Source organism: Pseudoalteromonas xiamenensis (assembly GCF_017638925.1).
Taxonomy (GTDB): domain Bacteria; phylum Pseudomonadota; class Gammaproteobacteria; order Enterobacterales; family Alteromonadaceae; genus Pseudoalteromonas; species Pseudoalteromonas xiamenensis.
In genome coordinates, this window is record NZ_CP072133.1 from 3192600 (window position 1) to 3215679 (window position 23080).

Below are 23080 nucleotides of genomic sequence, written 5' to 3' on the forward strand. Positions count from 1 at the left end.
ATTCCTAGTGTTCGATGATCCTCTCAATGGTGTCATCTTTACGGTGAGTAAGGATTTCCACGCCATTGTCAGTGACCAATAATGTATGCTCCCATTGAGCTGATAGACTACGGTCTTTCGTGACAACAGTCCAGTCGTCTTTCAATAGTTTACAATGACGTTTACCCGCATTGACCATAGGCTCAATCGTTAAGCACATACCCGCTTTTAGCACATCCCCCGTGCCCGCTTTGCCATAGTGCATAACCTGAGGTTCTTCATGAAATTGCGCACCAATGCCATGACCACAGTATTCACGAACGATAGAGTAGCTAAACCCTTCTGCGTACTTTTGAATCGCGGCGCCGATATCACCTAAGCGAACGCCTGGTTTAACCATACGAATGGCAAGATAAAGGCTTTCTTGCGTCACTTCCGTCAAACGTTTGCCTTGAATTGTAGGCGAGCCAACATAGAACATTTTTGACGTATCACCATGGTAACCATCTTTAATAACGGTGATATCAATATTAATGATGTCGCCGTCTTTCAGCGGTTTGTCATTAGGAATCCCATGACAAATAACGTGGTTTACCGATGTACAAATTGATTTTGGAAAACCATGGTAATTAAGAGGAGCAGGGATCGCTTTTTGTACATCGACAATATAGTCATGACAAATCGTGTTCAGCTCGTCAGTTGTTACCCCAGCTTTGACATACGGCTCGATCATTTCCAACACTTCTGCTGCAAGACGTCCCGCAACGCGCATTTTTTCAATTTCATCAGGGGTTTTAATCACTGCGCTCATTCAAGCTCCCATTTTTGTTTACAGTTTTCGTGGTATAAATTTTATACGTATCATTGAGTCGACGCGATTTATATGGTATAAAGCGCGCCGTCTTTTTACAAATAAATTCTCGGTCGAAATCGACTTTGTGTTTTTTGTTTGCAAGACACTTAACTTAAATATTAACACACACACATATCGACACATACACTTGGGTGCATGATTACTGAAAAGTAACGTGTTGGTGCTATGGGATATGTGGAGGCCTAACCCTTAATTGAGGAAAATACAAATGGCAAACGTTTCAATGCGCGATATGCTTCAAGCTGGTGTTCACTTTGGTCACCAAGCTCGTTACTGGAACCCTAAGATGAAGCCGTTCATCTTCGGTGCTCGTAACCGCGTTCACATCATCAACCTAGAGAAAACAGTTCCAATGTTCAACGATGCACTTAAGTTCCTTACGAACGTTGCATCAAACAAAGGTAAAATTCTTTTCGTTGGTACTAAGCGTGCAGCAAGCGAAGCAGTGAAAGAAGCAGCTCAAGGTTGTGATCAATTCTACGTTAACCACCGTTGGTTAGGTGGTATGTTGACTAACTGGAAAACAGTTCGTCAATCAATCAAACGTCTAAAAGATCTTGAGATCCAAAGCCAAGACGGTACTTTCGAGAAGTTAACTAAGAAAGAAGCGTTAATGCTTACTCGTGAAATGGAAAAGCTTGAGAAAAGCCTTGGCGGTATCAAAGATATGGGCGGTCTTCCAGACGCTATCTTCGTTATCGACGCAGACCACGAGCACATCGCTATCCGCGAAGCTAACAACCTAGGTATTCCAGTAGTATCTATCGTTGATACTAACTCAAACCCAGATGGCGTTGACTTTGTTGTTCCTGGTAACGACGACGCTATCCGTGCTATCCAGCTATACACTGGCGCAGTAGCTCAAGCAGTTACTGAAGGTCGTGAGCGCAACATCGTTGTTCAAGCTGAGAAAGACGACTTCGTAGAAGCTGAGTAATAAGCTGTCATCAAGTCTTCATCTAAAATAGGTGAAGACTTGATATTCTTTAAAAAGCGGATAACCGCTTACAGAAAACCGAATTCAGATTTGAGGATATTCAAATGGCTGTAACTGCTGCCCTAGTTAAAGAGCTACGCGACCGTACTGGCGCTGGCATGATGGATTGTAAAAAAGCGCTAACTGAAACTAACGGTGATATCGAGCTTGCGATTGAAAATATGCGTAAGAGCGGTGCTGCTAAAGCTGCAAAGAAAGCTGGTAACATTGCTGCTGAAGGTACAATCCTTATCAAGCAAGCTGCTGGTGTTGCTGCACTAGTTGAAGTTAACTGTCAAACAGACTTCGTTGCTAAAGATGCAAACTTCCTAGCGTTCGCTAACGAAGTTGCAGATGCTGCAATCGCGTCTCCTACAACAGTTGAAGAGCTACAAGCACAATTCGAAGAGAAGCGTGTTGCTCTAGTTGCTAAAATCGGCGAAAACATCAACGTTCGTCGCGTACAGTACATCCAAGGCGAAACACTTTCTGCATACCGTCACGGCGACCGTATCGGTGTAGTTGTTGCTGGTTCTGCTAACGAAGAAGTGCTTAAGCAAGTTGCAATGCACGTTGCTGCGTCACGTCCAGAGTACGTGAACCCAGAAGACGTTCCAGCTGAAGTTGTTGCTAAAGAGCGTGAAGTTCAAATCGACATCGCTATGAACGAAGGCAAGCCTGCTGAAATCGCTGAGAAGATGGTTGAAGGCCGTATGAAGAAATTCACTGGTGAAGTTTCTCTTACTGGTCAAGCTTTCATCATGGAGCCTAAGAAATCAGTTGGTGAATTCCTTAAAGAAAGCGGCGCTACAGTTAGCGCATTCGTTCGCCTAGAAGTAGGTGAAGGCATCGAGAAGAAAGTAGATGACTTCGCTGCTGAAGTTGCTGCACAAGTAGCTGCTGCAAAAGGCGAATAATCGCTTAGCTTGACGCATTGTTTTGCAGGTGGGACCACCACACTTTACTTTGCGTCAAACGCGAAAATTCTTTAAAATAGCCGCGCTTGTGTGTGAACATAAGCGCGGTTATTTTTTACCTCACTTTTAATTGGCCCGGATTTTATGACTATCAATCGAAAACCTGTTTTTAGACGCGTTCTTCTCAAATTAAGTGGTGAAGCTTTAATGGGAGACGAAGGCTTTGGTATCGATCCGAAAATTTTGGATCGCATGGCTCAAGAAATCAAAGAACTAGTAGAACTCGACGTAGAAGTGGGTTTGGTTATCGGCGGTGGTAACTTCTTACGCGGTGGTTCATTGGCACAAGCTGGTATGAACCGCGTAGTGGGTGACCACATGGGGATGTTAGCAACGGTAATGAACGGTCTGGCGATGCGTGATGCACTGCACCGTGCATACGTGAATGCTCGCTTGATGTCTGCAATTCCGCTTAATGGCGTGTGTGATGCATACAATTGGGCAGAAGCAATCAGTCTTCTTAAATCTGGCCGAGTTGTTATTTTTGCTGCAGGTACAGGTAACCCGTTCTTTACAACAGATTCAGCCGCTTGTTTACGTGGTATCGAAATTGAAGCTGACACAGTAATCAAAGCGACTAAGGTTGATGGTGTTTACAGTGATGATCCGGTGAAAAACCCAGAAGCAACACTTTACCGTCATTTGACCTATAATGAAGTTATTGATCAAGAATTGAAAGTGATGGACTTGGCGGCGTTTACGCTTGCGCGTGATCACGATATGCCAATCAGTGTATTCAATATGAATCAACCGGGTGCGCTAAAACGCGTGATTATGGGTGAAGAAGAAGGCACGCTTATTTCTTCACAAGCCTCTGAATAAAATACAGACTAGGATAGCATTGTGATTAACGATATTAAAAAAGACGCCCAAGAGCGTATGCAAAAAAGTGTGGCTGCGCTTGCAAGCCAACTTTCTAAAATCCGCACAGGCCGTGCGCACCCTGCGTTATTAGATGGCATTTCAGTGTCTTACTACGGTGCTGACACGCCGCTTAACCAAGTTGCAAACGTTTCTGTTGAAGACGCGCGTACGTTGGCAATCAGCGTATTTGACCGCTCTTTAGCTCAAGCTGTTGAAAAAGCGATCATGGCGTCAGACTTAGGTTTGAACCCAATGTCAGCGGGTGCAATTATCCGTGTTCCACTTCCTCCCTTAACGGAAGAGCGTCGTAAAGACCTTATCAAAGTTGTACGTGGTGAAGTTGAAGCTGGCCGTGTGGCAGTGCGTAATATTCGTCGTGACGCAAATGGCGACATTAAGTCATTGCTTAAAGATAAGTCAATTTCTGAAGATGAAGCGCGTCAAGGCGAAGAAGACGTTCAAAAGCTAACGGACAAGTTCATCAAAGAGATGGATACACAACTGGCTGCAAAAGAAGCAGAGTTGATGGAATTCTAAGCAAATACGCTTCGCAGATTTTTCTGCATCCTAAATTTATTAGGTTAGAAACGCCACCTAGGGTATACTAGGCGGCGTTTTTTTTTACTCACGAAATAGTATGGCTCTGAACGCGGAAACAATTTCACAACAGTCATTACCTAAGCACATCGCGATTATCATGGATGGTAATGGACGCTGGGCGCAAGCGCGTCATCGTCCTCGAGTTTTTGGCCACAAAAAAGGCGTTGATGCTGTCCGTAGTGCTGTTCAGTTTTGTTCAAAATTAGGAGTAAAGTCACTAACTCTATTTGCATTTAGTAGTGAAAACTGGCGCCGTCCTGAAGATGAAGTGAGTACATTAATGGAGCTTTTTTTGTTCGTGTTGACAAAGGAAGTAAGGAAACTCCATAAAAATAATGTCAAGCTGACTATCATCGGTGATTTGTCTAAATTTCCAGAAAACTTGCAACAGAAAGTGGTCGACAGTGAAACATTGACCCAAGATAATACTGGGTTACAGTTGAATATAGCGGCCAATTACGGTGGACGTTGGGACATCACGAAAGCTGCGCAACAATTGGCAAGTGATGTTGCAAGCGGTAAGCTGCAACCATCTGATATCACAGAAGACGCAATTACCTCTCGCCTATCGATGGCGGAACAGCCTGAGCTGGATCTGCTTATTCGTACCGGTGGTGATTTGCGAATTAGCAACTTTTTGTTGTGGCAAGCGGCTTACGCCGAATTGTATTTTACTCAAACATTGTGGCCTGATTTTGATGAGGCTGCCTTTGCAGAAGCGATTGCCTGCTATGTGTCGCGTGAACGACGCTTTGGCTGTACTGGCGAACAAATAAAAGAATTACTCGCTTCAAAGCAAACCGAGTTGAAGGTATAGAATTTGTTAAAACAACGTATTTTGACGTCAGCAGTGCTTGCACCGCTGGCTTTACTGTTGGTGTTTTATACACCTCTTGCGCAATTTAGTTTTATTGCAGGTCTCATTGTTCTTCTAGGTGCATGGGAATGGTCTGCGTTCATGGGATTATCGGCAAAGCGTGCACGATTTGGCTACACGACTTTAGTCGCTCTTATTCTTGGTGCGCTTCATCTTCATTGGCCCATCGAATCTTTATGGCAATCATCAGGCCAGCTTACCGCTGATGCGAATTACATTTTCACACTGTCGTTTGCTTGGTGGATTGTCGCAACGATATTGGTCGTCAAGTATCCACGTATGTCCAGTGCATGGAGTGAAGGGATTGTGCTTCGAGGCGTTGCAGGGTTATTAACACTCGTGCCATTGTGGCTTGCATTGAATACCTTGCGCAGTGCCCACTTTGCTGATGAACACCATTTTGGTTCAACGTTAATTATGGTGGTTCTGGGTATCGTGTGGAGTGCTGACATCGGAGCCTATTTCACAGGTAAGAACTTTGGTAAGCGTAAGTTAATGCCAAAAGTAAGCCCAAACAAAACGATAGAAGGTTTGTTAGGTGGCTTGGCAACATCAGTGGTCTTTGTCGTGGTGTTTTGTTATTTCGCAGCGGTACCTAAAAGCCTTTGGGCAGTTTATGCGGGATTAACGATATTTATTGCACTGTTCTCTGCCATTGGTGACTTGCTTGAAAGTATGTTTAAACGTGAAGTTGGACTTAAAGATTCTGGCTCTTGTTTACCTGGGCATGGTGGCATTTTAGACCGCATTGATAGCCTAACCGCGGCGGCGCCAATTTTTGCACTTTGTTATGCCTGGACGGTTACTCTATGACAGAACAGGTTGTTGTTCTTGGGTCAACAGGGTCAATAGGGCAGTCCACCTTAGATGTGATTGCCCGTAACAAAAGTGCTTTTCACGTCTTTGCGCTGGTTGCAGGCACGAACGTTGAACGGTTACTACAACAATGTATTACGCATCAACCAAAGTTCGTTGTGCTCAGCGATGAAGTGCATGCCCGTGTATTTGAAACACGCCTTAAAACCGCCTCTATGCCATTTAAACCCGAAGTGCTATACGGGGTTGAGGCAATGCAAGCCATGGCGTCTCACGCAAGCGTAGACATCGTTATGGCGGCGATCGTTGGTGCCGCGGGGTTACTGCCAACATTGAGTGCGGTTGAAGCGGGCAAAAAGGTTTTATTAGCAAACAAAGAGGCGCTGGTCATGTCTGGCCAATTGTTTATGGATAAAGTCCGTAAACACAACGCGACTTTGTTGCCTATCGACAGTGAACATAACGCAATATATCAGTGTTTGCCGAACTGCTTACAACAAAACAGCCAAGGTAATATTGCGGACGTTGGCATCAGCAAAATTCTCCTTACGGGCTCTGGTGGGCCATTTTTGACCCGAGCTTTGGATACCCTTGAGCAGGTCACTGTGCGTGAAGCTGTAACGCACCCAAATTGGTCTATGGGTCAAAAAATATCGGTTGACTCTGCGACAATGATGAACAAAGGACTCGAATTTATCGAAGCAAAATGGTTGTTTAATTGCCAAGTCGATGACATTGAAGTTGTGATTCACCCTCAAAGTATGATCCACTCAATGGTGCAATACAAAGATGGTTCAGTGATTGCGCAGCTAGGTCAGCCAGACATGCGCACACCGATTGCTTATGGCCTAGCCTACCCAAATAGAATCGATGCAGGTGTCGCACCAATCGATTTTTCAACACTCATGAATTTCTCATTCACAAAACCTGATTTTGAGCGCTATCCGAACTTACGTTTAGCGATGGAAGCGTGTAAAGTGGGACAAGCCGCCACAACCACGGTGAATGCGGCAAATGAAGTTGCCGTCGCGGCATTTTTAAGGGAACAAATAGGGTTTTGCGATATTTATCGAGTCAATGCGGAATCACTGAGTCGTCAATCGATGACTGAGACTGATTCATTGGACGCGATATTGGCTCTGGATGCACAAGCGCGTCGTATTGCCCTAAACGTTATTGAGGAATTGAGGTAGCTATGCTGGAATTTTTGTGGAATCTGGGATCGTTTATTCTTGCGCTTGGTATTTTGGTCACGGTGCACGAATATGGACATTTCTGGGTTGCACGAAAAGCAGGGGTGAAAGTTCTGCGCTTTTCAGTCGGTTTTGGTAAGCCAATTTTCACTTGGTACGACAAGCTCGGCACAGAATACGTTATTGCGCTTATTCCTCTTGGTGGTTACGTTAAAATGTTGGATGAGCGGGTAGAAGAAGTCGCCGAACATGAACGACATCTCGCGTTTAACAATAAACCTGTCTCCAAGCGCATAGCCGTCGTCGCCGCAGGACCAATGGCTAATTTTCTTTTTGCAATCGTCGCGTTAGGTGCAATGTACATGCTAGGTGTACAAAGCATTAAGCCTGTTGTTGGCAGTGTCGCAGAGCAAAGCCGCGTCGCGCAAGGCGGATTGCAGCCTCACGATCTCATTCTCGAAGTAAACGAAAAATCGGTACATGATTGGCAAGATGTCATGTTTGCCTTTATGTCTTCGCTTGGCGAGAACGACATGACATTGAAAGTTACCGATGAATCAGGACGCATTCAGTATCGCCGTCTTGATATTCAAAATTGGAAGCTAGACCAACAAGATGTTCCACCAACTGAATCTTTAGGTATCACGCCATTTCGTCCCGCAATTACTCTTAACCTCGCTTTGGTAAGTAAGGGGTCAGCGGCAGAGAAGGCAGGTCTTTTGGTCGGTGACCAAATTCTAGCTGTAAATGGTGCTCCAGTGAGTACTTGGCAGGAACTTGTAGCGCTTATCCAACAATCAGCCAATATTCCATTAGCTATTGACATAAAACGTCAAAGTCAACAGGTTACACTAACTGCTATACCTGCGCTACAAGTAGCTGATAACGGGACTGAACAAGGCGTATTAGGCGTAGCCCCTGCATTAGAAAATTGGCCAACAAATTACATCGAAACTAGACATTTTGGTCCATTGGATAGTATGGTGCTTGGCGTGAAAAAGACGTGGGAATTAATCACGCTCAGTTTTGATATGATAGGTAATCTTCTGACCGGTCAAGTTTCAGTTAAAAACCTCAGTGGGCCGGTTGGCATCGCGGTAGGTGCTGGAGCTAGCGTTAGTTACGGTTTAGTTGCCTTTTTAAGTTTTTTAGCGCTAATTAGTGTAAACCTAGGTGTTTTCAACTTATTGCCGCTGCCCGTCCTCGATGGCGGGCACTTAATGTATTACATAATTGAACTAATTCGCAAAAAACCAGTCTCTGAAAAGACACAAGAGTTAGGTTTTAAAGTCGGTGCAATGCTTTTGCTCGCTTTAACCTGTTTTGCGTTAATGAATGATGTTGCGAGACTTTAGGTTTCTTACCTATTAGTAAAAAGAATTTAGGCGCAATACCGCTAGAAAGTTGTAAAGGACAAAGATAATAAAATGCCTATAAAAAAACATTTAGCAGTTACCAGTTTACTTGGCGCAAGCTTTGCGGCCTTGGGGCAAAATTCCTTTATCGTTGAAGATTTAAAAGTTGAAGGTTTACAACGTGTTGCATTAGGTGCTGCGCTGACTCATATCCCTATCAACATCGGCGATACGATTGACGACTTTACTGTATCAAAAACAATTAAGGCGCTTTATCAGTCAGGTCACTTTGACAACATCAAAGTATTACGTGATGGTGGATTACTGGTTATTCAGGTTATTGAGCGTCCGACAATTAGCTCGATTGAATATGATGGCAACAAAGACATTAAAGATGAGCAGCTCACGCAAAGTTTAGAAGAGCAAAACATCCGTCAAGGTGAGCCATTAGATAGAACCGTACTTGATAACATTGAAAAAGGTCTTACCGAGTTCTTCCACAGCATTGGTAAATACAACGCCAAAGTAGACATCAAAGTGACTTCGTTACCGCGAAACCGCGTGAAGTTACAGTTGAACTTTGAAGAAGGTGATGCCGCCTCTGTACGCCAAATTAACTTAGTTGGTAACGAACTATTCTCGGATGAAGACCTTCTTCAGTTGTTCGAATCACAACAAGATTTGCCTTGGTGGCAATTTCTGTCGAACGACCGTTATCAAAAGAAAACAATTGAAGGCGATTTAGAAAAAATTAAGAGTTTTTATCTAGATCGTGGTTATTTGCGTTTCAATATCGATTCAACGCAAGTATCGGTCAGTCCTGAAAGGGACGCAGTTTACGTAACAGCCAACATGACCGAGGGCGAGCAATATACCGTTAAAGGTTTTGACTTTATTGGTGATTTACTTGGTCGCGAAGAGTTAGTACGCGCTGTATTGCCACTGCGTTCTGGCGAACTTTACAACGGCTCAGTTGTCACATCGTCTGAAGAGTTCATCAAAAGCTTCTTAGCGCGTTTTGGTTATGCAAATGCGGAAGTTCGTACGATCCCTGAAATCGACGATGAAAAGAAAGAAGTAAAACTGACGCTATCAGTAAACCCAGGCAAGCGCGTTTATGTACGTCGCATCATTGTCGAAGGTAACCAAATCACGGCAGATGAAGTTGTGCGCCGTGAGATGACCCAGTTGGAAGGTGCTTGGTTGTCGAACCAGCAACTTGAACGCTCGAAGTTACAAATTCAACGTTTGCCATACATGGAAACGGTAGACTTCGCTATCAATCCAGTGCCGGGTCAAGACGATTTGGTCGATGTCGACTTTAAAGTGAAAGAGCAGCCTGCGGGTAGTTTCCAAGCTGGTCTTGCTTATGGTTCTTATGCGGGTCTACAGTTTAACATCGGTGTGAGTGAATCTAACTTTTTGGGAACGGGTAACCAGCTTGCGTTTAACATCAACACTGCGCGTGGTTCAAACTCATACAGCATTTCTTATACTGACCCATACTTTACGCCAGACGGTGTCTCTCAAGGCAGCAGTATTTTCTATCGTGACTTCGATGGTAGCGATTTTGGTATCGTTGGGTATAACTCAAAAACATACGGTATCGGTACTAACATCGGTTTCCCAATTGATGCGGTAAATCGTGTGAACTTTGGTCTTCGTTGGCTTGAAGAAGAACTTGATAACATTACCGAATTTGAACAAAACCGTGTTTTACGTGAATCGTTTACTGATCCATTAAACCCAGACGCACCATTTAATTTTACGAAATATGAACTGAGTGTCGGCTGGTCACGCGTAACGATTAACCGTGGTATGTTCCCGACGGATGGTTCTCGTCAATCTGCATCCTTTATGATGACAACGCCAAACTCAGATTTGAACTTCTTTAAGATCAACTATGATTCGCGTTTCTACTGGCCAATCACTAACGACCACAGTTGGGTATTCTCAGCAAGAGCAGCGTTTGGTTACGGTAATGGTTACGGCAAAACCAATGGTGCAGAACAAACCTTGCCGTTCCAAGAGTTTTTCCGAATCAGCGAAATGGAATTACGTGGTTTCAAACGTAACACTATTTTGCCACAAGCAATCCGTCGTGAGCCTAACTTAATTCCAGGTACGCCGAATGCCGATGGTTCGTCAACGACCGGTATCGGTGGTGACGAGCAGTTTGACGTTCTACAACCATACGGACGTATTGGTGGTAACGCGAAGGCACTTGCTGGCGTTGAACTTATTGTGCCGACACCGTTTATGGATGAAGACAAATCAAGTTCAGTTCGTACAAGCTTATTTGTCGATGTGGCCAACGTCTGGGATACCGAATTCGATTTAGGTCGTTATACCGAATTACAACGAGATCAAATTGCGAAATTGGATGATTACTCAGATCCATCTCGCTACCGTGCATCTGCAGGTCTCTCTGTACAGTGGATTTCACCTATGGGACCTATGCTAATCAGTTTCGCTTATCCGCTCAAAAAAGAAGAAGATGACGACACTGAAACGATTAGCTTCAATATTAGTAACACTTTCTAAGGAGTATTATTGTGAACAAATTTGTAAAGACTTCAGCAGTTAGCCTGCTAGCAGCATTTTTAATGGGTACATCAGCAAGCGCACTTGCACACAAAGTAGGTTTAGTTGATATGCAAAAAGTGTATCAACAAATTCCACAAATGGGCAAAATCGAGCAAGCGCTTCAAAGCGAATTTGCTGAGCGCCGTCAAGAGCTTGAAAAGATTCAGGGCGACATCCGTTTTGAAGCTGAAAAGTTCAAGCGCGAGCAAACAACAATGAGCGAAGACCAAAAAGAAAAGCTTCGCGATAAAATTCAAGGTTTGCAAAAAATACTGACTGAAAAAGGTCGCCCACTAGAGCAGGAACTTAAAACTCGTCAACAACAAGAATTGCAAAAGGTACAAACGATCATCGTTTCTGCTATCGAAGAAGTTGCAAAGAAAGGCAAGTTTGACGAAGTGAAAACGAAAGACACGACAGTTTACTTTAACCCAGAAAAAGTAACTGACTTGTCTGATGAAGTTGTTGCAGTGGTAAGCAAGAAGTAATGGAAAAACACTATACACTCGCGATGCTCGCGAAACTGATTGACGCTGAGGTACAAGGAGACAGCAATTTTGTGGTAAGCAAAATTGCAACACTGGCGAATGCATCTAGCCAAGACATTGCGTTTTTGGCTAATAAGAAATACCGCAGTCAGTTATCTACTACTCAAGCGGGCGCAGTTATCCTAGCACCGAGTGAAGCAGAGTTCTTTTCGGGTCATAAACTCGTTACAAGTGACCCATACACTGCTTATGCCATTATTGCTCAAGAATTAGATACAACACCTGCATCGGCAAGCGGTGTGCACCCAAGTGCGACTATTGCTTCCGATGCGGTTGTGAGTTCGTCTGCACACATTGGTGCAAATGCGGTGATAGAGTCTGGAGCAATAATTGGTGACAATGTTGAAATTGGTGCTAACTGTTTCGTTGGAAAGTATGCCAAAATTGCCGCCCGCACAAAATTGTGGGCAAATGTAACGGTTTACCACGAAGTTGAAATAGGCGAAGACTGCTTGTTTCAAACGGGTGCGGTCATAGGAAGTGACGGCTTTGGTTATGCAAATAAACAAGGCCGCTGGATTAAAATCCCTCAGGTTGGTCGAGTCATTATCGGTAATCATGTTGAAGTAGGCGCAAACACGGTAATTGACCGTGGAGCCATTGATGACACCATAGTACACGACAACGTGATCATTGATAATTTATGTCAAATTGCGCATAACGTTGAAATTGGGTCAGGTACTGCTATCGCAGGCGCGACTGTTTTAGCGGGGAGCGTACGCATTGGTAAGTTCTGTCAGATTGGCGGAATGGTTGCGATTAATGGACATAATGAAATCTGTGATGGTGTTGTGATCACTGGCATGTCGATGGTCATCAGTTCCATCACTGAGCCTGGTGTTTACTCCTCAGGTGTGCCTCATAGCACAAACCTTGAGTGGCGTAAGAGCATGGCCCATTTACGAAATTTATCGGATTTTAAGGCGCGCATTAGAGTCCTTGAAAACCAAGTCGAACAACTTAAACACCCTGAATAAAAGGATGCTATTTTGGCTAACGAATTAAATAGCTTTGATATTCAAGAAATCTTGAAATTATTGCCACACCGCTACCCAATGCTTTTGGTCGATCGCGTGTTGGATTACAAACCAGGCGAGTATTTACACGCCATTAAAAACGTGACGGCTAATGAGCCAATTTTTACGGGCCATTTCCCAGATCAACCAATTTTCCCTGGTGTGTTAATTCTGGAAGCATTAGCGCAAGCGACGGGCCTATTGGGCTTCAAAACGGTCGAGAACCGTGGCGATAATGAGCTATACTTATTTGCAGCAATTGACGAAGCACGTTTTAAACATCCTGTAACACCAGGCGACACCATGCATTTGCACGTTCAATTTTTGAAAGAGCGCCGCAATTTATGGAAATTTGCAGTAGAAGCAAAGGTCGAGGGTAAGACAGTGTGTACTGCTGAACTTATGTGTGCAAGAAGAGAGTTATAGAGTGATACATCCTACAGCGATTATTGAGTCAGGCGCTAGGCTCGGCGAAAACGTAAAAGTCGGCCCTTATAGCTACATTGGAAATGACGTAGTAATTGGTGACAATTGTATTATTGAATCGCACGTTGTGGTGAAAGGCCCAACAACAATCGGTTCAGGTAATCATATTTATCAGTTCGCGTCGGTTGGCGAAGCTTGCCAAGATAAAAAGTACAAGGATGAACCCACTCAGCTAATTATTGGTGACAACAACATTATCCGTGAATGTGCGACTATCCACCGTGGTACGATTCAAGATAAAGGGATCACTTCGATTGGCTCCAATAACTTATTTATGGCGTATACCCACGTAGCTCACGATGCAGTTATCGGCAGTAACGTTATTTTTGCAAATAACGCGAGTGTAGCAGGCCACGTACACGTTGGTGATTGGGTCATACTTGCAGGCAACACAGGCGTACATCAGTTTTGTAAAATTGGTGCACATGCCTTTATCGGCATGTACTCTGGTGTGAATAAAGACGTCCCACCGTTTGTTACGACAACAGGCACGCCAGCAAAGCCCGCTGCTATTAATACTGAAGGCATGAAGCGCCGCGGATTTTCATCTGATGAGATCATGGCGACACGTCGTGCTTACAAAACACTTTATCGTAAAGGGTTAAGTATCGAAGAGGCGACAGCGGCGCTTCAGGAAGATGCGCAAACGTACCCAGCAGTAAAGTTAATGCTCGATTTCCTGAGCACGTCGGACCGTGGCATTATTCGTTAAGCAACGGTTGAACGAGTCAAACGCCATACCTTTGCGAGTATGGCGTTTTTGTTTAGTGTACTTAAAAAAGATATGACAGACACTCCAATCACAATCGGCCTCGTTGCAGGCGAACACTCAGGTGATATCCTCGGTGCAGGTTTAATTCGCGCGCTCAAAGTCCATTATCCTAACGCAAAATTTGTCGGTATTGCCGGCCCTAAAATGCAAGCAGAAGGCTGTGAGTCTTTGTTTGATATGGAAGAGCTTGCGGTAATGGGCTTGATTGAGGTACTTGGCAGACTGCCCCGTTTACTTCGTATTAAGAAGCAACTTGTTCGATATTTTATTGATAATCCACTGGATGTATTTGTGGGTATCGATGCACCAGATTTTAATTTGCGAGTTGAAAAATCACTTAAAGCCGCTGGAATAAAAACCGTGCAATATGTCAGTCCGTCCGTGTGGGCATGGCGAGAGAAGCGAATTTTCACCATTGCAGAAGCGACCAATTTAGTATTGTCGTTACTGCCTTTTGAAAAAGCTTTTTATGACAAGCATCAAGTACCCTGCACGTTTGTGGGACATACATTAGCGGACGAGATACCACTAATCAACGACACCTTAGCTGCAAGAGCAGAACTTGGTTTGTCTGCGGACGACACTGTCCTTGCCTTGTTACCGGGCAGCCGAGGTTCTGAAGTCGGTTTATTGAGTGAGTCCTATTTGTTGGCAGTGAAGAAATTACTGAACCATCTGCCTCATCTCAAAGTGGTCGTGCCTCTTGTGAATGATGCGCGCAAACAACAGTTTAGCGAAGCTTTATCGCGCATTCTTCCGGACTTTCATCCGATATTACTTGATGGCCAGTCGGCAACAGCGATGAAAGCAGCGGATGCAATTTTACTTGCGTCTGGTACTGCAACGCTTGAAGCGATGTTGTACAAAAAGCCTATGGTGGTGGGTTACCGCTTTAAACCGCTGAGCTATTGGATTTTTACAACGTTCTTCAAATTCAATATTAAGTATTTTTCCTTGCCCAATTTATTAGCTGATGCCTCTTTAGTCCCTGAGTTTTTACAAGAAGACTGTAACCCAGATGCCTTAGCCGATGCGCTTTTACCAATGCTGCGACAAGACAACAGTGCTTTGAAAGCTAAGTTCATGGCAATTCATGAAAGCATTCGCTTAGAAGCAAGCACACAAGCGGCACTCGCCGTTAAGGACCTTATTAATGCAAATTGAACGCCCTAATATTTCTTTGATTGCCGGTGTGGATGAAGTCGGACGAGGCCCTCTTGTAGGGGATGTCGTTACCGCAGCGGTGATCCTTGACCCAAATAATCCGATAGACGGATTGGCGGATTCTAAAAAATTAAGTGAAAAAAAGCGTCTATTACTTGCTGAAGAGATCAAAGCGAAAGCCTTATGTTACTGCATTGCTCGCGCTTCAGTTGCTGAAATTGATGAACTAAACATTCTCCACGCCACGATGCTCGCAATGACGCGCGCGGTGGAGGGTTTATCCGTCAAAGCCGAATTTGTGTTTGTGGATGGAAACCGATTGCCGACATTAAACGTACCTGCACAGGCTGTTGTGAAAGGGGATAGTTTAGTGCCTGAAATCAGTGCGGCATCTATTTTAGCTAAAGTGACACGTGACCAAGAAATGGTTGACTTGGATGCGGCGTATCCTGAGTATGGGTTTGCAGGGCACAAAGGTTATCCTACAAAAGCTCATTTTGAAGCGCTTGAGAAATATGGTGTTACGCCACATCATCGTCGTAGCTTCAAACCTGTTCAACAAGCGTTGTTGAATAACTAAATAGTAGACAAATAAGAACAAAGATTACTCGTTAGGAGAGGTAATGCCGGAACCAAGGTTTGTACACCTTCGCGTGCATAGTGACTTTTCGATGGTAGATGGTTTGGCTAAAACCAAGCCAATAGTAGGGCATGCGGCACAACTTGAGATGCCCGCCTTTGCAATTACCGATCAAATGAACTTATGTGGATTGGTACGGTTTTATGGTGGCGCACATGGTGCGGGCATCAAACCTATTATTGGCGCAGACATATGGCTTCGTTCGGAACAATTCCCTGACGAACCATGTCGTTTAGTCGTACTGGCGAAAAACAATCAAGGTTATCAAAATCTGACGTTGCTGATTTCGAAAGCTTATCGACGAGGTCATGTGTTTCAACGTCCTGTTGTAGATAAAGCGTGGCTTGAAGAATACAAAGAAGGGCTTATTTTGCTCTCTGGCGCTAAAGACGGGGACGTGGGTAAAGCACTGTTAAAAAACAACAGCGCTTTGGTAGATGAAACGCTTTCTTTTTATCAAACGCATTTCGCGGATCATTTCTTTTTAGAACTTCATCGTACAGGCCGAGCACAAGAAGAAGAATATTTGCATGCCGCAGTTGCCCTTGCCGAGCAATACGATTTACCCGTTGTTGCAACAAATGAAGTGGTTTTCTTAAAAGAAGACGAATTTGACGCACATGAAATTCGTGTTGCGATTCACGATGGCTATGCGTTGGATGATACCAAGCGTCCAAAGCGATTTTCTAAAGAACAGTATTTTAAAACACCAGAGCAAATGGCGGAGCTATTTGCAGATATTCCTGAAGCGCTGCAAAACACCGTTGAAATTGCAAAGCGGTGTAACGTTACGGTGCAGCTTGGTAAATACTTCTTACCTGATTATCCTACTGGCGATCTAAAAATCGAAGACTTCTTGGTCAAGGTTTCTAAAGATGGTCTGGAAGAACGGTTGCTCTTCCTTTTCCCTGACGAAGATGAGCGCAAAGAAAAACGTAAAGAGTACGATGAACGTTTAGACATCGAATTGAACTGTATTAACCAGATGGGATTCCCCGGTTACTTCCTCATCGTTATGGAGTTCATTCAGTGGAGTAAAGACAACAACATACCAGTGAATCTCAGGCCGTGGCTCTGGTGCCGGTTCATTGGTTGCTTATGCGCTTAAAATCACCGATTTGGACCCGCTGCAGTTCGACTTACTTTTCGAACGTTTCTTGAACCCTGAACGTGTATCAATGCCCGATTTTGATATCGACTTCTGTATGGATAGACGTGATGAGGTAATCGATCACGTTTCTGCACTATACGGTCGAGACGCGGTTTCCCAGATCATTACCTTTGGAACGATGGCGGCAAAAGCGGTAATCCGCGACGTAGGCCGTGTTCTTGGTCACCCATATGGGTTTGTTGACCGAATCTCCAAGTTGGTTCCACCGGACCCCGGTATGACGCTTGCGAAGGCGTTCGAAGCTGAACCTCGTTTGCCTGAAGCCTACGACAATGATGAAGAAGTTCGTGAACTCATAGACATGTGTCGCAAGTTAGAAGGGTGTACGCGAAACGCCGGTAAACATGCGGGTGGTGTAGTGATTTCTCCCACCACGATTACGGACTTTGCAGCCATATATTGCGATGAAGAAGGTAAGTTTCCGGTTACTCAGTTCGATAAGAACGACGTTGAAACCGCAGGATTGGTTAAATTCGACTTCTTGGGCCTTCGTACGCTGACGATTTTGCAGTGGGCACTGGATATGGCGAATGAGCGGCTCGTGCGTGATGGTAAAAAGCCTGTCGACATCGCCGCAATTCCACTGACAGATCAACCGAGCTTTGATCTCTTGCTGCGTGCTGAAACAACCGCAGTGTTCCAGCTAGAATCGCGCGGGATGAAAGACCTTATTCGTCGTTTGAAACCCGACTGCTTTGAAGACATGATAGCTCTCGTGGCGCTATTCCGACCGGTACCTTTACAATCAGGCATGGTAGACAATTTCATTGACCGAAAACACGGACGTGAAGAAATCTCGTTCCCAGATGCGCAGTACCAGCACGAAAGTTTGGCACCAATACTCGAACCTACTTACGGCATCATTCTTTACCAAGAACAGGTAATGCAAATTGCGCAGGTGCTTGCAGGTTACAGTCTTGGCGGCGCTGACTTACTCCGTCGTGCGATGGGTAAGAAAAAACCAGAAGAGATGGCAAAGCAACGTTCGACCTTCGAAGAAGGCTCTGTGCAAAATGGAGTCGATGGCGAACTTGCGATGAAAATTTTCGACTTGGTAGAGAAATTCGCAGGTTACGGCTTTAACAAATCTCACTCTGCAGCCTATGCACTGGTATCGTATCAAACGCTTTGGATGAAGACGCATTATCCGTCTGAGTTTATGGCGGCGGTAATGTCCGCGGATATGGATAACACCGATAAAATCGTAACGCTTGTTGACGAATGCGAGAACATGAAGCTTACGTTGTTGCCACCGGATGTGAATGCGGGGATGTACAAATTCACGGTGAATGAACAACGTGAAATTGTTTATGGCATTGGTGCAATAAAAGGGGTCGGTGAAGGCCCGGTTGAAACCATCCTAGAAGCGCGTGAAAAAGACGGACCATTTAAAGACTTGTTTGATTTCTGCGCACGCGTAGATTTAAAGAAAATGAATCGTCGCGTCATCGAAAAGCTGATTTATGCCGGTGCGCTTGACAATCTAGGGCCAGATAAAACCCAAGGTGGGCGCGCGATTTTATTAGCAAGTTTACCTGATGCAATGAAATCGGCTGAACAACACCATAAAGCGGAACAACTCGGGCAAAGCGATTTATTCGGCTTACTTGCGGTTGAACCGGAAGAAGTTGCCAATGCTTTTGTGATTGTGCCGAAATTATCAGATAAAGAATGGCTAGAAGGTGAAAAAGAAACATTAGGCTTGTATCTTACAGGGCATCCAATCAATCAATACAGGAAAGAGCTGAAATATTATACCTCTGGAAAACTGGTTGATTTGCAACCTACCCCAAGAGATGGGCAGGCTACCGCAGCGGGCTTGGTAATTAGTGCAAGAACCCTTATTAATAAAAAGGGCGCGCGTTGGGGACTAATTACGCTTGATGACAAAAGTGCGCGATTAGATGTACGATTATTTCCTGAACAGTTTGAAATGTACCAAGATTTGCTGCAAATTAACCAAATATTGGTAATATCTGGACAGGTCAGCTTTGATAACTTCTCTGGTGGCATTACAATGACCGCTAGAGACGTCTGTACCTTAGCTGCAGCGCGCGAAAAGCGGATTAAAGCGTTAAGAATGACGCTGAATATGACGCAAATTGATGCGAACTTCATTGAAAGTTTGAAAAAAGTGTTAGAACCATACAAATTTGGCACTTGCCCTATAAAAATTGGTTATCAGCGTCCAGATGCATGGGCTGAGCTAACACTCGGTACAGAATGGTGTGTGACGCCAAGCGATGATTTGATCCGTCGACTATCGCTCTTGGCTGCACAAGAAATAGAATTAGAATTTAACTAAAAGGTAGTTTAGAGCATGAGTCTCAATTATCTTGATTTTGAGCTTCCAATTGCGGAGCTAGAAGCAAAGATTAAAGAGTTACAAAACGTGAGCCGATCGGGCACTTTAGACTTAAGTCTTGAAGACGAGATCAGCAAACTAAAAGAAAAAAACGTCGAACTAACACAAAAGATTTTTGCTAACTTAGGTGCATGGCAAGTTTCTCAGTTAGCGCGTCATCCACTTCGTCCTTATACACGTGATTACATTGACCGCATTTTCACTGAATTTGATGAATTTGCAGGGGATCGCGTGTTTGCCAACGATCCCGCTATTTTAGGTGGTGTTGCGCGTTTAGATGGTCGTCCAGTTATGGTTATCGGTCAACAAAAAGGCCGTGATACTGCTGAGAAGATCAAACGTAATTTCGGTATGCCAAAACCAGAAGGTTACCGTAAAGCATTACGTTTAATGGAAATGGCTGAGCGCTTCAAAATGCCAATCATCACGTTCATTGACACACCGGGCGCGTATCCAGGTGTTGGTGCAGAAGAGCGTGGTCAAAGTGAAGCTATCGCACGTAATTTAAAAGTGATGGCGGCGCTTAAAGTGCCAACTATTTGTACGGTGATTGGTGAAGGTGGTTCAGGTGGTGCTTTGGCAATCGGTGTTGGCGATCGCGTTAACATGTTGCAGTACAGCACGTACTCTGTTATTTCACCTGAAGGTTGTGCGTCAATTCTTTGGAAAAGTGCAGAAAAAGCGCCTCTCGCGGCTGAAGCGATGGGTGTTTCGGCGTCTCGCGTTAAAGAGCTAGACCTTATCAATAACATTATTGATGAGCCAATGGGTGGAGCACACCGTAACTACGATGCAATGGCAAAGAATCTTAAGAATCAACTTAAGCGCGACCTTGCCGATTTAGATGCATTAAGCACAGAAGACATGCTAGACCAACGTTACAAACGTTTGATGTCGTTTGGTTATTGCTAATCGACTTGCACTTGCATGCAAACTGTGAGAAAAAGCCGCTTTAAGCGGCTTTTTCTATTTCGAGCCTTTGTATTTCAAACTATGTTGTGTTCAAGCCAAAAAAAGGAAGATGATGACACTATTAATTTCTTCACATCCTTTGTATAAAAGCGTGGAGTCGAAACTAGCGTGTTTTTTGTCTCAACACCCCTCCAAAACGAAACTGCTGGTTGCGTTGTCGGGCGGCGCGGACTCAATGGTACTGTTGCATCTTTGCCAAGCGTTTTGTCAATCGCATTTGTTAGAGATGAAAGCTCTATACGTACATCATGGTTTGTCGATAAATGCCGATGCTTGGCAAGCACATGCGCAGCATAGTTGCAGCTCGCTGAACATACCTTTTTATGCAGAAGCCGTACACGTTGTTGAAAAAGCTCGACACAGTATTGAAGAACAGGCTCGAATCGCACGATATGCCGCGTTTGAAAAGCACTCAGATGAAACAACGATTATTTTGCTTGGACATCATGCAAACGATCAACTTGAAACCGTGCTCCTTCGATTGCAACGTGGTGCTGGAAGCCTTGGGCTTGCAGGTATGGCCGAATCTCGTTTATTAGGTAATGGAGCGCTGTGTTTCCGACCGTTATTGGAGTCTACCCGAAAAGAGATTGATGCGTTTGTCGAAACTTTTCAAATTCAACATATTGAAGATGAATCCAATTCTGACGATAAATACGCACGCAACTTTTTACGCAATAATGTGATCCCATTGTGGGAGCGTTTGCAGCCAGGGTTGCTGCGAACGATTACGCGAAGCGCAGCACTTTTGCGAGATCAGCAAAACTTGTTGGATGAATATACGGAGCTTGATTTGCGGGCCGCACTAGATAATGGCACGCTCTGTTTAAACACCGTGCGTGGCATGAGTGTATCGCGGCAACGTAATGTACTGCGCGCTTTCATTAGGCTTGGGCAGTTACCCATGCCTTCTTTTGCCATATTGGAACAAATCCGTCTTCAAGCGGTGTCCTCGAAAGACGACGCACAAATCGACATTCAACTAAAAGGTATGTGTGTAAAGCGCTACCGAGATAAGCTCTATTTAGTCAAACCAAGTAAACAATACTCAAATCAACCCGTAGAGTTAGGTCTTCAAATTGATTTAGGGGCCATGATTTTAGAGCAAGTTCACACAACCAAAGGGCTTCGATTACCGCACGAAGACGAAACCATCAGTGTTCGTTTCAATTGTCCATTGGTTCGCATTCACTTGAGTCACAAACCGGGTTCAAATACCATCAAACACTGGTTAAAAGACGCGAAAATTCCGTCTTGGGAGCGTGGCAACATTCCGGTGATTTTTTATAACGATACACCCGTGCAAATTGTCGGGGTTGGTATCGCACACTCCCATTTAGTCGACAATGGGATCCGTTGGCAATTGAGTCCAAAATCCCACGAAGCGTTAGCGAAGTAGAGAGGCAAGGGTGGAACAAAAAATAGGTTCAGGCATTATTCGTAAATCACCAATGGGTTTGGTCATTTTAACGTTCATCGCAGCAGGGTTGTTTGCTTATTCAGCTGATTCTTGGCCGGTTGGTTTACAAGGTGTTGGGTTTGGTGGTTTGTCAGCCTTAATGTTACTTGGGTATTGGCATGGTAAGGGCGGTGTTTGGTTTATTTTGAGCCTACTAATGCCGTTGGTGCATATCGTGTTTGCACAGATCCCAAGCGTCGTTGCACTTGTTTTTGCGGTTGTTGGTTTTTTCTTTGGCTTTGCATTATTGCTGGCAGGAACGGCCTTGCTGCAAAAAGGTAAGAATTAAGCGGATAAAAAAATGGCTCAGCAAGGGGAACTGAGCCACGTGAAAATCAAAAGTGTGTTAGGCGCTTCGAGCGCAATTTCGGCCAGCGTTTTTCGCTTGATAAAGGCCTTTATCTGCGCGGGCAAACAGCTCGTCTTCTTCATCTTTGCTAAGTGCAAGTGTATAGCCGATACTGCTGGTTACGCCATAGCGGTTCATCAGTGCTGATTTTGTCACCGTTTTCATAATGCGCTCAGCAACCACTTTATTGGTCATGATAGCTGGATCATCAATGAGAATGGCAAATTCATCTCCACCGAATCGAAACACGGAATCCGTAGCGCGGACACTGTTATCCAAAATCGTCGCAAATTCGACAAGCACTTCGTCTCCGGCTTTGTGGCCGTACACATCGTTAACTTGCTTAAAGTTGTCTAAATCCAACAGCATTAAACCAAACGGACGATGTTGACGACGCGCTGTTTCGATTTTCTGTTTCAAAATTTCATTAAACTGACTGCGATTGTTAAGTCCGGTTAAAGAATCTTTGGTCGCAAGTTTTAGTACACGCGTGTACATCAACGCATTTCGAAGCGGATACAAAAGACATTGATGAAATTTAGCTAATTTATCGGTAATGCTTTCAGACACTGGATATTGGCTAAAATAAACCAGTTGACCTAAATGCTCGCCGCTTAGATGCAATTCAAATGTTGATGGGGTATTGCTCAAATCAGCGTTTTTCATTGGAAACACGCCTAGTGAGCAGTGAAATTGCATTCCACTAAATTTAAAAACACGTGCAGCAAAGTCAGCATAGATTGTAACGAGTTCAGTTAAATCTAAAGATGTCTGTAATTTCTCAACGAGTTTTTGATACTCGTTTAGGCTTGACTGTGATTGCAATGCAGACCCAAACGGCAAAAATTCGCCGCGTGTTGGCATGCGCTGTGACAGAATATGGACATTTTCCATCGTTAACCCCTTTAGTACAACTTTCGTATTGGATTAAGCGAATACTGTGCCAGTTTTTTAAACTGGATATAAAACAGCTGGTTGCTATATTTAATAAGAAATGATGCGGCAATGAGGCGGCAAAACAGGGGTGATGGCGTGTAAACG

The 23080-nt window shown here is 44.3% G+C and carries 20 protein-coding genes and 1 pseudogene; 19 read left to right on the forward strand and 2 right to left on the reverse strand.

Annotation, left to right across the window (positions count from 1 at the left end; all coding sequences use genetic code 11):
- Window positions 1–4: 4 nt before the first annotated feature.
- Window positions 5–790 (reverse strand): type I methionyl aminopeptidase, encoded by a 786-nt coding sequence (map, locus tag J5O05_RS15435; RefSeq protein WP_208842817.1) that lies wholly within the window; start codon window positions 788–790, stop codon window positions 5–7.
- A 271-nt stretch (window positions 791–1061) separates the two neighbouring features.
- Between map and rpsB the strand changes: the two genes are divergently transcribed.
- From rpsB to J5O05_RS15530, 19 genes and pseudogenes are all read left to right on the forward strand, one after another.
- Window positions 1062–1790 (forward strand): 30S ribosomal protein S2, encoded by a 729-nt coding sequence (rpsB, locus tag J5O05_RS15440; protein ID WP_208842818.1) that lies wholly within the window; start codon window positions 1062–1064, stop codon window positions 1788–1790.
- Window positions 1791–1894: 104 nt separating this feature from the next.
- Complete coding sequence (tsf, locus tag J5O05_RS15445; protein ID WP_208842819.1) at window positions 1895–2746, forward strand: translation elongation factor Ts; 852 nt, start codon at window positions 1895–1897, stop codon at window positions 2744–2746.
- A gap of 144 nt (window positions 2747–2890) precedes the next feature.
- A complete protein-coding gene (gene pyrH, locus J5O05_RS15450; RefSeq protein WP_208842820.1) occupies window positions 2891–3628 on the forward strand; it encodes a UMP kinase in 738 nt (245 codons plus the stop codon).
- Between the two features lie 21 nt (window positions 3629–3649).
- A complete protein-coding gene (gene frr / locus J5O05_RS15455; RefSeq protein WP_208842821.1) occupies window positions 3650–4207 on the forward strand; it encodes a ribosome recycling factor in 558 nt (185 codons plus the stop codon).
- 100 nt (window positions 4208–4307) lie between these two features.
- Window positions 4308–5087 carry an isoprenyl transferase gene (locus J5O05_RS15460; protein WP_208842822.1) on the forward strand — a complete coding sequence of 260 codons (780 nt, stop codon included), beginning with the start codon at window positions 4308–4310 and terminating at the stop codon, window positions 5085–5087.
- Between the two features lie 3 nt (window positions 5088–5090).
- Window positions 5091–5960, forward strand: a complete 870-nt coding sequence (locus J5O05_RS15465; RefSeq protein ID WP_208842823.1) for a phosphatidate cytidylyltransferase — start codon at window positions 5091–5093, stop codon at window positions 5958–5960.
- The gene (gene ispC, locus J5O05_RS15470; RefSeq protein ID WP_208842824.1) at window positions 5957–7156 is read left to right on the forward strand and encodes a 1-deoxy-D-xylulose-5-phosphate reductoisomerase; all 1200 of its coding nucleotides are present in this window, start codon (window positions 5957–5959) and stop codon (window positions 7154–7156) included. Before J5O05_RS15465 ends, ispC begins: the two co-directional genes overlap by 4 nt.
- A 2-nt stretch (window positions 7157–7158) precedes the next feature.
- On the forward strand, window positions 7159–8511 hold the full coding sequence (rseP, locus tag J5O05_RS15475) for a sigma E protease regulator RseP (protein WP_208842825.1): 1353 nt from the start codon (window positions 7159–7161) through the stop codon (window positions 8509–8511).
- A 72-nt stretch (window positions 8512–8583) separates the two neighbouring features.
- A complete protein-coding gene (gene bamA, locus J5O05_RS15480; RefSeq protein WP_208842826.1) occupies window positions 8584–11055 on the forward strand; it encodes an outer membrane protein assembly factor BamA in 2472 nt (823 codons plus the stop codon).
- 62 nt (window positions 11056–11117) lie between these two features.
- Window positions 11118–11585 (forward strand): OmpH/Skp family outer membrane protein, encoded by a 468-nt coding sequence (locus J5O05_RS15485; protein ID WP_377096505.1) that lies wholly within the window; start codon window positions 11118–11120, stop codon window positions 11583–11585.
- Window positions 11585–12622, forward strand: a complete 1038-nt coding sequence (lpxD, locus tag J5O05_RS15490; RefSeq protein WP_208842828.1) for a UDP-3-O-(3-hydroxymyristoyl)glucosamine N-acyltransferase — start codon at window positions 11585–11587, stop codon at window positions 12620–12622. Before J5O05_RS15485 ends, lpxD begins: the two co-directional genes overlap by 1 nt.
- 12 nt (window positions 12623–12634) lie before the next feature.
- Window positions 12635–13087 carry a 3-hydroxyacyl-ACP dehydratase FabZ gene (gene fabZ / locus J5O05_RS15495; protein ID WP_208842829.1) on the forward strand — a complete coding sequence of 151 codons (453 nt, stop codon included), beginning with the start codon at window positions 12635–12637 and terminating at the stop codon, window positions 13085–13087.
- A gap of 1 nt (window position 13088) precedes the next feature.
- A complete protein-coding gene (gene lpxA, locus J5O05_RS15500) occupies window positions 13089–13859 on the forward strand; it encodes an acyl-ACP--UDP-N-acetylglucosamine O-acyltransferase (protein WP_208842830.1) in 771 nt (256 codons plus the stop codon).
- A gap of 72 nt (window positions 13860–13931) precedes the next feature.
- The gene (lpxB, locus tag J5O05_RS15505) at window positions 13932–15083 is read left to right on the forward strand and encodes a lipid-A-disaccharide synthase (protein WP_208842831.1); all 1152 of its coding nucleotides are present in this window, start codon (window positions 13932–13934) and stop codon (window positions 15081–15083) included.
- Window positions 15073–15663 carry a ribonuclease HII gene (gene rnhB, locus J5O05_RS15510; RefSeq protein ID WP_208842832.1) on the forward strand — a complete coding sequence of 197 codons (591 nt, stop codon included), beginning with the start codon at window positions 15073–15075 and terminating at the stop codon, window positions 15661–15663. Before lpxB ends, rnhB begins: the two co-directional genes overlap by 11 nt.
- A gap of 43 nt (window positions 15664–15706) precedes the next feature.
- Window positions 15707–19199: pseudogene (gene dnaE, locus J5O05_RS15515) on the forward strand (DNA polymerase III subunit alpha).
- Between the two features lie 15 nt (window positions 19200–19214).
- Entirely contained in the window at window positions 19215–20171 is a 957-nt protein-coding gene (accA, locus tag J5O05_RS15520; RefSeq protein WP_208842833.1) for an acetyl-CoA carboxylase carboxyl transferase subunit alpha, read from the forward strand.
- A gap of 109 nt (window positions 20172–20280) precedes the next feature.
- A complete protein-coding gene (gene tilS, locus J5O05_RS15525; protein ID WP_208842834.1) occupies window positions 20281–21630 on the forward strand; it encodes a tRNA lysidine(34) synthetase TilS in 1350 nt (449 codons plus the stop codon).
- Between the two features lie 10 nt (window positions 21631–21640).
- On the forward strand, window positions 21641–21979 hold the full coding sequence (locus tag J5O05_RS15530; RefSeq protein WP_208842835.1) for a hypothetical protein: 339 nt from the start codon (window positions 21641–21643) through the stop codon (window positions 21977–21979).
- A gap of 57 nt (window positions 21980–22036) precedes the next feature.
- Here the strand turns inward: J5O05_RS15530 and J5O05_RS15535 are convergent, their stop codons facing one another.
- The gene (locus J5O05_RS15535; protein WP_208842836.1) at window positions 22037–22933 is read right to left on the reverse strand and encodes a GGDEF domain-containing protein; all 897 of its coding nucleotides are present in this window, start codon (window positions 22931–22933) and stop codon (window positions 22037–22039) included.
- Window positions 22934–23080: the final 147 nt, after the last annotated feature.